Genomic DNA, 12,524 nt, shown 5'->3' with positions numbered 1-12,524 from the left:
AACTTTTTAAAAAAATATAAACGTGTTGTAGTTTGATGTCTGGAACAAAGATATCGAAGTTATTTTGTCTGCGTCTATAACAAGATTTAATGCACGATCACTATCAATCCGAATACTATAGTATCTAGAATTTGGTTGGCCATCAATAACATCCAGTTGGATAATATTTGGCTTTGCATGCTTTTCCTTGCTTGGTGAACATGTAGTTTTTAGTTCGTTTAAGCTTCGCTTTATCACAGAAATACTTTTCTCCTCCTCATTGAAGGCAATATATTTAGATACAAATGAATCAGAAATTGTATCTGTTTTTGCTATTTCAGTGATAAAAGATTCAATCAGCTTTTCATCTGCGAGCTTCTTTTGTCCAAATAGTAATTGACCTTGACCTACTAAAATTAAGAAAATCAAAGAAATTCCTCTGATAATATTATGTTTGCAATTTATTTTCGTTGACATCATTAATGCTATATTAAAGGATGAATTGAATTGTTAATACAAAGTAACTATTACATAAACTTTCTCTTAATTTTCGTTCATTTTGGAATACCTCAGTTTATAGAAAGTTTAGCTTGTGGATAAGCATATGAAGATGAATCACTTTACGATTGTTCAAATGTCGATTGACGATATACATCGATTACGTAATGATATATTATAGTCTATTTTGACTATATTAATCAAGTCTTTCACTTATAATAATCTATTTATCTTGTGTATTCTGATCTGAATACACAAGATAAAAAAGGCTAAGATTCCATTTAAATGCCTATATTATACCACGGATGTCAGGAGTCAGATATATTTTGAAGTCTATAAGGTTCTTTTTATCCTTTCCTGGACGTAATAAAAATGGCATTTTTTTAGGATTTGTATTTATTATCGATCAAAATGAATATTTCAAAAAAAATACCGATAACAATTTTATCTGTTTTTAGCAGATTTATCAATAGCTATCCTAAATCTAAAAAATTCCAGCTTCAGCTTTGTAAAGATATAACTTGTAAATCACCAAGTTTTTTTTACCGACTTCTGGCGATATAATAACGCCTCCTTTTTTTGCCTTCTTAATGATAATGCGTTGCGGGATACTATCCCTATTGAAAATAAGGAGTTTAGAATTCATTGTACTGTCTTTAACTATTCCAGGCAATTCTTTTACATCAGCGATGCTAATTTTAGTTTTTGTCTCAAAATCAAACAATTGGATCAATACACCTGCCTGTCCTTTTTCTATATTTTTATCGTTGACTCTTTTGTAGGAGATTTTCCCAATCGGCTCCCTTGTTACCATCATACGAAGTGTAGTCGTAGTCGTGGAGCATCCAAATAACAAAATCAGCAATGTGATATTTGTTAGAATAAAAGCATATCCTTTCATAAGTATTCTAATTACATGTTGTTCCTTTTGTACCACTTCTATATGCTTGTGCTATTTTCGCTCGCTGATCAGAAGGAACGTTAACATTATTTTTTAATGATATATAAATTGAATCCTCTATCTTACTTTGAAAAGTATTCTGCAAACCGTCGGTAGCTAATACCTTAGCCTCATTTATATCCATCCCGTAATTTCTGTTCAAATAGTTCGCCATAACATCTATGTAGCTAGACCACATTATATCATGTTGTTCCACCGTTTTTAGTGTATACCTGTCGAAAAACCCTTTCGTGTAAAGATAAGCATGAATAGTTTCATGTATTGCTACTGTTGCAACATATTCTTTTGATGCATTAGGCAAGGTATTTACATTTAAATCAACTCTAACATTCATCTTTGAAAATGATCCATCAGGATTTGTCGTATAGTTTTCCAGCGTAGCTAAACCATGATTGTCAGTTGTCAGAGAAGTAGTCTGGTAAAAATTCAGATTAAAGTCCTGATTATCTTGAAACGCTCTTATAAGAACCTGTTTTGTTGCAGATTGAACGTTACTCGCTATAATTGCATCCACTATTTTTTTTAAGCAGGGATCAGTTATATGGTTAATAACCGTATAGGTAGATGTTGTCGTAGGAGGAGTACCGGTACCAGGAAATGTTGGCGTAGGAGGAGTACCGGTTGGTGGTGTACCAGGATCCGGATTGTTAGGATCTGGTTCACCAGGAACAGGACGTGTTACTACGGGAGTTGGAAGGGTACCACCATCTTTTGTTTCAGTTCCCATTAATACAAGGTTTCTGTTTCCTGCGAGAGAGAGCAATGTATAGTTCTTATTTTTATCGAAGTATCCAACATCTATTAACCTTCCATTTAATGTTAAAGTAGCAGTTAATAGCGAATCACTAGAAGCAAAATTATATTGACGAACCACTCCACTATAAATCCCGTCATGGTATGTTGTTTGGAGTTCTCTGGTAATATTATTTTTTGCGTACACCAGCGTCGTAAAAAAGATTGTATCTCCTTTCTGGACAACTTTTGTGTTTTTCCACGATGGATTATTCATCCCTGTAAAAGACGTAGCGTCTTCTGTGGGAAGAAGCTGTTTTTCGTACCACTTTGAAAGCGCATTGATTTTCTCTAAAGGATCTGAACCGAGGTCAATTTTCTGTTCTTTTTGGCAGGCCCAAACTACTATCAGCGATGCGCATAATAGCAAAATCCATGGCTTCATACCATGGGTAATGTTAAATTTTCTTTTCATTGATTGTTGTTATTTTATAATTGTTTCACTTAAATTTTTTAATGACAAACTAATCACTATCATATACTTCTGTTCGTTACATATTAAATTTGATTCATTAAATTAAATATATTTTCAGCAATTCAAAAGAAAAAAATATAAAAACACTGACAATACCTTTGTTTTTATTGAAATAAAATATAAATTCAATAAAAATAAAATATAAATCATATTATATTGTAACAGTAAAGTTTCAAAAGATCTCTGAATTCACTACAAATTATACTTCTATGACATGATAAAATTGTCGAACAGTTTAATATTTATAACGGACATAAAAGTCAGGTCGACTTTGCTGATACTATTAATTGCCATAGCTGCACTTTCCAATTATCACAAAACCATCGATTTATTCTGGCTTTCTTCAACTATAAGGCATTTTATTTTTACCTTCATTGGACTCGTAGGCTTCTTGCTTTTTGTGACAAAACAAATAAGTATCAGGTCTATTGGAAGTATTGACATTGCCATTATCTTATTTCTAATTTATTCTGCAGGAAATAATATCATAAAATCACTCCCTAATCTGCCTTCAGAAGATATCTATCTTTCTTTCTTCTTTCTTTTGTATTATTTATCATTAAGATTTAGCCCCACAAGCCAAATAGAACCGCTTTATCGGTCAATACTCTCAGGATTGGTTGTATTGTGCACTCTACAGGCACTTTTGGGCACCCTCCAGAAATTTTCTTTGATAGAACCATTCAGTGAAACCTTCAAGGTTTCAGGAACATTTATAAATCCCGGAATTTATGGATGCTTTTTGGTCCTGGGCTTACTAATAACCATCAATCAACTTACTAGTGACATTAAAAATCCAATATCGAAAATGATTTATGTTGCTATTTCCATACTTATTTTTGTAGCCCTTCTTTATTCCGGATCGCGCACATCCTGGCTTGCTCTACTGGGAGGATTAAGTTGCATTGCATTATTTAAAATTGATGCTATAGGTCTTTTAAAAAAGCAAAATAGAATAAAGATACTGGTTGCTGGAATGGCGCTTGCTATAGGTATTTATCTCCTCATAAGTATGAATACGCTCTCTATAGACGGACGTTTGCTGATCTGGAAGATTTCTATCCCTATGGCCATCCAAAATCCATTCACAGGGCTCGGCTACGGCTCGTTTTTTATTGAATATGGCAATTATCAGGCTGAATATTTTTCAGATGCAAAAGTCCCTCAGAATGAAATACAGCTCGCCTCGATGAATTATTATATCTTCAATGAGTATTACAAAGTTATCATCGAAGAAGGGATTATTGGTTTTGTCTTATTTTTTATTATTCAGGTCTGCCTTATAAGGTCTCTCGCTCAAAAATTATTGCATTCAAAAAAACAGGATAGTTTCCTGTTATTGACATCTGCATCAATGGGAACAGCACTAGCAATTTTTGGCATCTTTTCTTACCCATCTCAAGATCTTGCGATCAACATGATTCTTTTATCATTTGTCGCGTGGATCGGACACGGACAAGCGGAGTCCCAAAAATCAATGCACATAAACCTAGGTATAGGAAAAAAAATAGGTTACTTGATTATGAGTTTGTGTATCTCTACCATATTTGCCTCCGGCATTAAGATATGGGCTATTTTAAGATGGAAAACGGCCCATGAAAATATCCTTGTTCAAGAGGGATTCTCCTTACGAACCTATGCCGAAATCAGGCCGCTACTTGCCAATGATGGAACTTTCTTATACAATTATGGTGCGGAATTGCATGATCTGGGAATGGCTAAGGAAGCTAGAAAAATTCTAAAATGTGCCACACTCTATGGTAACAGCGTTGAGCTTCAGCTAAAACTCGCTGAAAATGCCATAAACCTAGGTGATCTTGCAGCTGCTGAGCAATATTATATCAAAGCTACCTATATGAATCCAAAGCTTTTCGTTCCATTTGATTCCCTTTTTAATTTCTATATCAACACTGGTCAAAACGTCAAAGCAAGGGCGATCGCAAATAGAATATGCAAAAAGAAGATCAAAATTGGATCGGAGAAAGTTTATAAAATAAGAGACAGAGCTTGCAAATATATACAAGAATATGAAACACAATAAATTTCATTTATGCCTTCTGATGACCTTCATACTTCTATCCTCGTGTAAAAAGAATGAAGAGATAACTGATCCATCAATAAGTTCAAATGGATGTGAGGTAGATTTCCTTAAAGGCAATTCGGAATTTACGCGCCGAATAACTTCGTTAACAGACGATGCTAGGATGCTAAATTATGAAACAGGGTATCTGCTATACTTCTCTAAAATAAATTATTTCAATTACGAAAGAATAAAAGGTAATCCAGAAGAGTCAAGTATAATCTTTACGCCAAAAGGGCAATTGGATGGACTGATGCATAGCCATTACGGAAATCTCTATCCAAATTTTTCAGGCTCAGATATCAAAGCGATTTATGAAGCTTATCATTACGAGAAAATGAATGATTACCAAAAATTCATTTCTGTCGTGACTTCCGGGTCAAATACTTCATATTTATTAAAGATATCGGACCTGACGAAGTTTCTTCGTTTCTCAGTCCAAAACTTAGTTGACAAAGATCGTTTTATCACATTTGAAACACGATATCATGACAAACAGAAAGCGGGACAATCAGTGTATGGTATCAACCAGTCTTTTGAGAATGCATTACTCGAAATGTTGGCTTCATCGGGATTGACACTATATAAGTCCGTTTCCCCATTTCAGGTCTGGACCAGGTTAAAATGGGATCAAAACAGGGACGCAGTCTGTATCATGCTGGTAATATTCAAATAAATAAAAAATTAAAATAGAAATGAAAGTGACGTTTCCCATCACAAGAATATTGTTTGTTTTGTTTCCAACGGTGTTTATATTCATGGAATCGTGTTCTAATACACCAAAAGACATTTCCAATCTCCCGAGGGATATCAGAAACATGATACTGGACAATACAGATGACCTTTATTCAATCATTCCTGTTTTTTATAGAAGAAATGGGGAAAGGTATCCCTTGAATCTTGATACGGTCCAAAATGCATCAAGACTCTCAGAGATTATCCTGTATGAAAAACTACTTTTTACCAGCCAACCAATAAGTGAACATACATTATTGGATGACACCTCCGTCTATGATAATACCAAAAGGGCTCTTGAACTAAAAGCTAAAAATCCATGGAATATTAAAATTCCGGACTCTATTGCGAACAATTATTTGCTACCCTATAAGGTACTGTATGAAAAAGGAGGCCCCTGGCAGAAAACTTTCAAGAATACCTTTGGAAACATAATCCTTTCAAGTATCCCGAAAAGAAAGCTTTCCAAGAAAGAAATAGATTCTCTCATCCAATCGAAACTCGAATTGTTAGATACAGCACGTCTTTTCAAAGGGAAACAAGGGAATTACAGAATATCCTCCTGGCCGGGGATCTCCGAAATAATGATGGAGAAAAGCGGTGATTGTCAGAGTGAATCTATAAAAAATGTATACCTATATCGTTCGCTGGGGATACCGGCAACAATTGACTTCACTCCATTCTATGGAGGTGGTAATGCTGGACATAGCACGGCTGTATCCTGGGACAGTGACATTCAGAAATTTAAACCAAAGAAGAAGCAGGGTTTTATTCGTGAGCATAGGATTTCGAAGGCATTCCGCTGGACTTTTAAGAAATCATACGGTTGGAAAAAAAGTATCCTACCTCTTTTAGATCCAAAGATACCTTTTCCTATTCTCGAGCTGGAAAACAACCATTGGATAGATGTTACTGGTGAATATACTGATGTCAAAGACATCTCCCTAAGTCTTCCAGAGGCTTATGGAAAAATTGCCTTTATCTGTACGTATAGTTATGGTAAGTGGCGCCCAATATTTTATGGTGCACCAATTGGAAAAGGTAGATTTCTATTCAAAAACTTGGGAGTTGATATACTCTACCGCGCTGGATTTTATAATAGTAAAGGAGCGTTCAATTTGAAAAGAGATGTCTTTCTTTTGGAAAAGGAAGGAAATTTGAAAATTGTAAACAATGAAGATTTAAATTCCAAACCATCCATCATCCGTATTAAGTTGGAGAAAAATAACTATGGTGAAGATGCCTGGGTAAGGCGAAAAAAATCCTACAAACTTCTTGCACTAAACACTAAGGGGGACTGGGATACAATTTTGATGCGTAACCCAAAACAGGACTCTCTGATCATTTTTCCTGAATTTAGGTCCACACGTCAGATATTTGCATTAATGGAACATGCTGCCAATCGAAGATTGGAAAGGCCATTCTATGTAGTGAAAGATTCTGTTATATGGTATTAAAGAATAATTTAAAAAATGAAAATTGGAGTATATTTGATATATTATTTTTTTATTTTTATCAGGTTGATTAGCTGATTTGGTAAAACAGATGCCATGCTCAATAGCGCCTATAAACATCCTGTTTACACCCCTTCCGACGGACTATAGAGTATTAGAGACAAAGACGATATACTAAAAACTGTAAAACTACACTATTAGCTCCAAAATGTTGGACTCGAATCGTGATTATAATACTTGAATCTGTCGCATATGGAGGTATTCAAAAAACACGAAGATAGTAAAGACCCAACTATTCCTTTAGTAGAGTTGGGTCTTTACTGAAGTTCCTAACAGATTTTTTTTAAATGATTACAATTATTTAGTCGTTAAAATAAGCTTGATATCGACAATTTTTAAGATTTCCAAAAAATATGATATCTTAAAATATTATTTCATTAGAAATTACCAACCGGAGTTTTGAATAATATTTGGGTTGATCGTGACATCATTTGCCGGCAGTCCCCAAACAAACTTAGGGTTATCAGCCTCCACTTTCTTTGCAGAATACTCTTCACCAGGTCTAGCGAAAGGCAATTGCGGCTCTCTTCTTTGAAAACCTTCGTTCCAGCGTTTTAAATCATCCAGCCGGAAGCCTTCAAAGATCAATTCTTTGGTACGCTCATCTTTGATACTTTGGTACAAAGCGCTGCCCGATGAGGAGACTCCAGTTAAACCTCTCGCAACCCTTAATTCATTAAGATATTTGGATGCTTCGGCTTCACTACCCGCTTTAAAATAGGATTCAGCCGCAATCAAATACATTTCAGCTATACGAAACACTTTTGGAGTTACATAATTGGTTGTTTGATCTATATTAAGTCCCGTTGCAAGTGATCCAGCAAACTTGTTTACAACAATTCCTTTTTGAGGTTTGCTTAAAGACTGCCCGCCAACAATTACCTCTTTAAAATAAACAGATTTTCTAAAATCCAGGTTATCGAAACTATTGATTACCCATAGTGACGGCATAAAATTTGGTCGATAATCTTTATTTGCGGCATTATACCCATGGACCGTTGAGATTGTATTTGGCAATTCATTCGGCCTTAATACAAAAGGCTGGAAAATCACCTCAGCTCCACTATCTTCGCTCCAGGATTTAGTTAATGCATCCTGTGTAGTCGTCAATGGATATTTACCCTCTTTAATTAGTTGTACCGCAGCGGTAGAAGCTCCATTCCAGTCATTCATGTACAATTTTACACGAGCTTCCAATGCGATGACCGCATCGATCGTAAATCTTGTAGCGGCTAGTTTTCCCTTTTCATTTGCCAGATTTGTTTTTGCCACAGCTATATCTGATAAAATCTGTTCATACACGGCCTTTATTGTAGCACGATTTGGTTTTGCTTCCATCTCCGGAATTAATACCAGTGGAACTGCTAATTCGCTCGAAGCAGTAGCTGGATTATAAGCTTTCGCAAAACGCAAGCTCAAATTTAAGTAATAGTACGCCCTAGCGAGATGGGCACTACCTATATATTGATTTAAAAGTAGCTTTTCAGCATCATTCCTTGGAACAATTGTAGCATACCCTTTAATTGCTGTATTCAAATTATTTATTCCCGAATAATAATTCCTGTAAATATCTCTGATAGAGTAATTGTCCGAAAGAAAATTTGTCCATCGATGTTCATCTCCGTAATTATTGCCAAAATCTTGGACAGCATTTAATTGATCTGCCTGTACATCTGTAACTTGGGTATAAATGCCATACAAGCGACTTCTAAAAAAGCTAAAAGTAGCATTATCCCAATTCTTAGCGTCCTCAACAGTTTGAAATGATTTATTTAACTCAATTTTATCCTGGGGAAATTTATCCAAACTGCAGGATTGGATTGCCATCCCTAATAATAGGATACTTAAAATATTTTTAATTTTTTTCATTTTGCTATAATTAAAATTGTAATTCAATTCCAATAACCGATTGCTTTGTATTTGGATTAGCTCCAAGAGTTAGATTCGAATCAACTTCAGGGTCAGGGCCAGAATATTTGGTAAATGTCAGCAGGTTTCTTCCAGTATAAAATATTCTTGCACTTCTAAAAAAGTTCTGACTGTGGAAAACACTTTTTGGTAGATTGTAACCAATGGATAACCCTTTCATCCGTAGAAAGGAGGCGTCTTCTATCAAGCCTGAATCAAACTGGTTGATCTGCCCATATTTTGGAAATTTGGAAATATCTCCCGGTTTCTTCCAATAGTCCAGTACATCCCTCCATTGGTTATCTCCTGCGAAATTAGATGCGTTTTCAAAGAAATATCTATCATTGTTAATTAGGTATTTTCCCTTGGAAAATGCGAAGTCAACGTTTAAATAAATCCCTTTGTATCCCGATGCAAAACCAAAACCACCATTAAATGGGGGATACCTCTTAATCCCCGTACTCTGTTGGAGAGCAGTGGTATTGAACGAAGTGGTTACACGATTAGGGTCCCGGGTTGACTTTGAAATATTTTCTCCTGGTAAATACCACTGCATCAGTCCATTATCCGGGTTGACTCCCGCTTGTATTGGATTGAAAAATTCTACTGGTTTACCTATAGCCCAACTTACTCCTGTATTGGGAACTACCCAATAGTCTCTATCCTGAAAAATTTCCGTAACCTTCTGCTTAACGAATCCTAAATTTACATATGGAGTCAAATAATAGTCTTTAGAATTAAATATCTGAGCGCTCAGACCCAAATTAAATCCATTATTGACAAGATTCCCAGCATTGGATCTCACCTCTCCAAAACCTGTTGTAAATGGATAAGGCACGCTCATTAACAAGCTTTTTGTCGATCTGTGAAAATAATCCGCGTCGATAGTAATTCGTCCAAATAGATTGGCCGAGACGCCAAAGGTGGTTTTGGTTTGTTTTTCCCAAGATAGGTTTGGGTTCCCGGGAGTAGATATTGCCCAACCAACAGCATTGTCATAAGTGCTTGTACCCACAGTTGCTATGGCATCATAATTACCAATTCCAGAGTTTCCTTGCGATCCTGTACTCAATCGTACACGTAAATCATTTACCCATTCGTTATCCTGGAGAAAAACCTCTTTTTTGGCATTCCACATTCCACCTAAAGACCAAAAATTAGCCCCTTTCAAATTTTTGCCGAAACGTGAAGACTCATCTCTACGAATTGTAGCATCCAAAAAGTACTTTTTATTAAGATTATAGGAAATTCTTCCAAAATATGATAAAAAAGCAAATTCATCTATAGACTGCTTGACATCTTTATCTATCGTTGCATTGGAAAGCAGAATTAATCTATCGTCCGTCAAACCTCCAGCAGATCCAGAAAAATCATCCTGTCTATAATCTGAATATTCCTGCCCCCCCAGTATAATAAATTCGTGCGCATCCTTAAGGGTTTTTGTATACTCAATTGTATTTGTAATTGTTCTATAGACGCCTTGTGAGTAAGCTTCATTTGCAGTTCCTTTACCTTTTGCGCCATCATAAGAGGGTAATCTTCTGGTTGACGTACGACTATTATAATAATCCATACCTGCCTGTGACCTAATTGTCACCCCGGTTAAAGGCTTCACTTCGATAAATGCGGTCGGATTAAATTGCTGGTTTCCTGAAGGAGCTGGATTCATATCAGCCAAATATCTTGGATTGTATTTACCCCATCCTGGAATAGCTTTGTCATAATATTCATTTCCATCCACATCATAAGGAGAAAACCATGGAAGGACAAGCATTGATAACCCCCCATTCGTACTATTTGAACCCCATCCGTTGGTTTGTCTCCGATCATAACCGCCACCTAAGTTTAAACCAACAGTAGTCCAATTATTTATTTTAGACGTAATATTACTTCTCAGTGTAATCCGGTCAAAATTAGAGCGATACAGCACACCTTCTTGATCAATATATCCGGCTGCAATATAATATTGTGTTTTTCCAGACCCTCCTGATATATTCAAGTCGTATTGTTTAAGGGGCACATTTTTCTTGTAATAATATTCGTCCCATTTAAAGTCGTTAGGGTAAGTCTTGTTGATCTCGTCAATCTGATCCTGCGTTCTAAAACCAGTTTCCAACCATAAGCCCTGAAGCTCAGATCGAGTCATGAACCTCTTCTGTGGATCTCTATTTGCTAAATTACTCCATCCATATTGCGTACGTGCAGTTATTGTAGCACGCTCACCTGCTTTCCCCTTTTTTGTAGTGATATAAATTACTCCATTTGCTGCTCTTGCACCATAAATTGATGTTGCAGATGCGTCTTTTAATACGGTAACACTTTCAAAATCTTCCGGATTCATAGAAACGATTGATCCCCTTCCAATTGGAATACCATCCATTACAAAAAGCGGTGTATTATCACCACTTAACGATCCCACACCATCCAAACGAATTGATTGCGTAGTTGAAGGTTCCCCGTTTGAAGTAAATACCTGTAGGCCCGGAACCTTTCCTTGCAGCGCCTCCAAAGCATTTGCGGTGGGTTTTCCACCAATATCTTTCCCGCCAATTTTGGTGAGTACCCCTACAGTAGAGCCTATTTTACGTGCAGATCCATAACCGACCACAACAACCTCATCCAAAGCCGAATTGGAAGAGGTTAGGGTTATGGATACGGTCTTCCGGTCGCCGATCGTGACAATTCGATCATCATATCCAATAAACCGAAAAATAACCTTTCCACCTTTAGGTACCGAAATAGAATAATTTCCATTTGCATCTGTCTTGGTTGCAATGTCTGCCCCGTGCACAGCAACGGTTGCATCAGCAACAGGTTGTCCCTCCGAAGTCACAACTCGCCCCGTAATTTTCCTTTCCTGGGCAAATGCTACCGAAGTCACGATCGCACCACCCAATAAAAAACTGAATAATTTGTGTTTCATGTATTTATTTAAGTTTATGTAAAATTTGTTAGGAATAATTTAGTTTCATCTTCTTGTTTGGTATTGTGCTAAAAAACATTAGATGTATTATGAAGCATCAGTTAAAAATCAAATAGACTTATTAACTTTAGAGCTTATAGTTTACAGTATCAATTCTTTAAGGTATTATCCTTGGCTTAATTCTTAAATGAAGAATGATTATTGTTGTCAATATCCTGACAGCACAATAGCCAGAAATCTTCGTTAAACAATAGCATCACTCGCTAATTCATCCACTTGATCCAAAGGAAAATCTTACAAAGTATAAATCCCGCGGGATACAACTTGAAAAGTTGTTGATAATACTCGTATACGATATTATAAGTTTGCCTTTAGCTGCGCCAGAGCCATTGGGCTGTCAACCATTTTCTCTTCGATATAAATAGATTACTTGTTAGTGATCGTATTAAAATTTATACTTTCTCATTTTATAAAATCATCATTTTCCAGCCGTAATCACCTGAAAATCCATGAATTTTCATAAACCCTATTTTTTCTTATTAATCTTTTTTATATAAATAGTTTATTAATAAAAAACTAAAAAAGATATACGTTAATCGTAACCACTCAGGTTCTCGCTTACTTTACTTTCTACGTTCTGCTCATGGGATTTCTATGCT

Annotated in this window: 8 protein-coding genes; 3 read left to right on the top strand and 5 right to left on the bottom strand. The window is 35.9% G+C overall.

The window, feature by feature from the left end; genetic code table 11:
• Positions 1–6 precede the first annotated feature (6 nt).
• The 3 genes from AC07UV_RS25415 to AC07UV_RS25405 form a co-directional block, all read right to left on the bottom strand.
• Complete coding sequence (locus AC07UV_RS25415; protein ID WP_495185809.1) at positions 7–459, bottom strand: hypothetical protein; 453 nt, start codon at positions 457–459, stop codon at positions 7–9.
• 502 nt (positions 460–961) lie between these two features.
• Positions 962–1,378, bottom strand: coding sequence for a hypothetical protein (locus tag AC07UV_RS25410; RefSeq protein ID WP_495185808.1), 417 nt, complete (start codon positions 1,376–1,378; stop codon positions 962–964).
• 7 nt (positions 1,379–1,385) lie between these two features.
• Positions 1,386–2,645: a hypothetical protein gene (locus AC07UV_RS25405; protein ID WP_495185807.1), complete on the bottom strand. Its 1,260-nt coding sequence runs from the start codon at positions 2,643–2,645 to the stop codon at positions 1,386–1,388.
• Between the two features lie 274 nt (positions 2,646–2,919).
• Here AC07UV_RS25405 and AC07UV_RS25400 point away from each other — a divergent pair, with 274 nt between their 5' ends.
• The 3 genes from AC07UV_RS25400 to AC07UV_RS25390 all read left to right on the top strand — a co-directional run bounded on the left by AC07UV_RS25400 (position 2,920) and on the right by AC07UV_RS25390 (position 6,977).
• A complete protein-coding gene (locus tag AC07UV_RS25400; RefSeq protein WP_495185806.1) occupies positions 2,920–4,746 on the top strand; it encodes an O-antigen ligase family protein in 1,827 nt (608 codons plus the stop codon).
• Positions 4,733–5,461 (top strand): hypothetical protein, encoded by a 729-nt coding sequence (locus tag AC07UV_RS25395; RefSeq protein WP_495185805.1) that lies wholly within the window; start codon positions 4,733–4,735, stop codon positions 5,459–5,461. The genes AC07UV_RS25400 and AC07UV_RS25395 overlap by 14 nt, the downstream gene beginning before the upstream one ends.
• Positions 5,462–5,543: 82 nt before the next feature.
• Positions 5,544–6,977, top strand: coding sequence for a hypothetical protein (locus AC07UV_RS25390; protein WP_495185804.1), 1,434 nt, complete (start codon positions 5,544–5,546; stop codon positions 6,975–6,977).
• Between the two features lie 441 nt (positions 6,978–7,418).
• Here the strand turns inward: AC07UV_RS25390 and AC07UV_RS25385 are convergent, their stop codons facing one another.
• Entirely contained in the window at positions 7,419–8,903 is a 1,485-nt protein-coding gene (locus AC07UV_RS25385) for a RagB/SusD family nutrient uptake outer membrane protein (protein WP_495185803.1), read from the bottom strand.
• A 10-nt stretch (positions 8,904–8,913) separates the two neighbouring features.
• Positions 8,914–11,865 (bottom strand): SusC/RagA family TonB-linked outer membrane protein, encoded by a 2,952-nt coding sequence (locus tag AC07UV_RS25380; RefSeq protein WP_495185802.1) that lies wholly within the window; start codon positions 11,863–11,865, stop codon positions 8,914–8,916.
• Between the last annotated feature and the right edge of the window lie 659 nt (positions 11,866–12,524).

This window comes from Sphingobacterium sp. GW821-FHT03E03, from assembly GCF_059420745.1.
Note: the sequence above shows the minus strand (reverse complement) of the source record. Positions and strands in the feature narration are given on the sequence as shown.